This window comes from Micromonospora sp. NPDC047753 (assembly GCF_040642735.1).
Lineage (GTDB): Bacteria > Actinomycetota > Actinomycetes > Mycobacteriales > Micromonosporaceae > Micromonospora.
In genome coordinates this window covers 1-1,948 of record NZ_JBEYSL010000794.1, presented here as the reverse complement: position 1 = coordinate 1,948, position 1,948 = coordinate 1, and the positions used below count along the sequence as shown (strand labels likewise).

The following is a 1,948-nucleotide window of genomic DNA, read 5'->3' as shown; positions in this document are numbered from 1 at the left end:
CCACCATCGAGCACCGGGGCACCTTCCGGCTCTACGTCACCACGCCCGACTACGACCCGAGCAAGAAGCTGACCTGGGCGGATCTGGAGTCGCGCGATGGCGAAGAACCGGCGGTACGTCAGCTCGGCGTCACCGCGCCGCCAGGAGATCAGCTCGTAGTGCTGCCGGTCGTGGACCTCCCGGGCGGTGCCGTCGCCGGTGCCGTCGGCGACCGGGAAGCGGTGTTCGTGGTAGCGCAGCTCCCCGTCGACAAGCTTGAGGTCGTCCAGGGCGGCCGGGTCGTCGGCGAGCACCGGCAGCAGCAGCCGGCCCCGGTCCCAGTCGATGTCGAACCAGTCGGCGTACGACGAGTCGCGCCCCCGGCGCAGCACGTCCCACCAGGCCGGGTTGGCGGCCGGGACGGCGACCCCGGCGTGGTTGGGCACGATGTCGACGACCAGGCCGAGCCCTCTGTCACGCAGGGCGGCCAGCAGCCGCTGCCGGGCGGCCTCCCCGCCCAGCTCCGGGCTGACCGCCCGGTGGTCGACCACGTCGTAGCCGTGCTGCGAACCGGGGGTCGCGGTCAGCAGCGGGGCGCTGTAGAGGTGGCTGACGCCGAGGTCATCCAGGTAGTCGACGATCGAGGCGGTGGCGTCGAGGTCGAAGCCGGGGCGAACCTGGATCCGGTAGGTGGCCTTGGGAGGGGTGGCCGGCATGTCAGATCATCCTCTCCAGCACGACGAGGGACCGGTCCGGCACCCGGATGGTGCCGCCCGCGCTGATCACCGTGGCGTCGTCCGGCTCGGGTTCGGCGGTGCTGATCACCCGTTCCCACTTCTGGCCGTACTCACTGCCGGGCATGGTGAAGTCCAGTGGCGCGTCGTGGGCGTTGAAGCACAGCAGGAACGACGCGTCGTGGTGTTTCTGGCCGTACTGGCCGCGCTCGCGGATGCCCTCACCGTTGACGAAGAGCGCCACCGAACGGCCGAAGTCGTTGCCCCAGTCCTCGCCGGTCATCTCCCGCCCGTCCGGGGTGTGCCAGGCCAGGTCGGGCAGCGGCTCGTCGATGCCGCGCCCGTTCACCGGCAGGCCGGTGAAGAAGCGGCGACGCCGGAACACCTGGTGACGTTTGCGGAACGCGGTGAGCGTCTGCACGAACTCCAGCAACTGCTCGTCGACGTTGTCCCAGTCGACCCAGGCCAGCTCGCTGTCCTGGCAGTAGACGTTGTTGTTGCCGTGTTGGGTGCGGCCCAGCTCGTCGCCGTGGCCGATCATCGGCACGCCCTGCGACAGCATCAGTGTGGCCAGGAAGTTGCGCCGCTGCTTGGCCCGCAGGGCGAGGACCGCCTCGTCGTCGGTGTCGCCCTCGACCCCGCAGTTCCAGGAGCGGTTGTGGCTCTCGCCGTCCCGGTTGTCCTCGCCGTTGGCCTCGTTGTGCTTGTCGTTGTACGACACCAGGTCGTTGAGGGTGAACCCGTCGTGCACGGTGACGAAGTTGATGCTGTGGAACGGTCGGCGGCCGTCGTCCTGGTAGAGGTCGGCGGAGCCGGAGATGCGGGACGCGAACTCGGCGAGGGTGGCCGGCTCACCGCGCCAGAAATCCCGGACGGTGTCGCGGTACTTGCCGTTCCACTCCGTCCACAGTGGCGGGAAGTTGCCCACCTGGTAGCCGCCGGGGCCGACGTCCCACGGTTCGGCGATCAGCTTCACCTGGCTGACCACCGGGTCCTGCTGCACCACCTCGAAGAAGGTGGAGAGCCGGTCCACCTCGTAGAACTCGCGGGCCAGGGTGGCGGCAAGGTCGAACCGGAAGCCGTCGACGTGCATCTCGGTCACCCAGTAGCGCAGCGAATCCATGATCAGTTGCAGGGAGTGCGGGCTGCGCACGTTGAGGCTGTTGCCGGTGCCGGTGTAGTCGACGAAGTAGCGCCGGTCCTCCTCGCTGAGCCGGTAGTAGCTCGGCGCGTCC

Annotated in this window: 1 protein-coding gene and 2 pseudogenes; 1 reads left to right on the top strand and 2 read right to left on the bottom strand. The window is 69.2% G+C overall.

The features are described 5' to 3' along the window. Positions 1 to 5: 5 nt before the first annotated feature. A pseudogene (locus ABZ749_RS34610) lies at positions 6 to 53 on the top strand (hypothetical protein); the annotation flags it as partial. Between the two features lie 42 nt (positions 54 to 95). On the opposite strand, the pseudogene ABZ749_RS34605 reads toward ABZ749_RS34610, so the two are convergent. After that, positions 96 to 695, bottom strand: a pseudogene (locus ABZ749_RS34605) (alpha-amylase family glycosyl hydrolase); the annotation flags it as partial. Between the two features lies 1 nt (position 696). Further along, positions 697 to 1,948, bottom strand: a 1,252-nt coding sequence (locus ABZ749_RS34600) for an alpha-amylase family glycosyl hydrolase (protein ID WP_357235498.1), incomplete at its 5' end; no start/stop codon positions are given.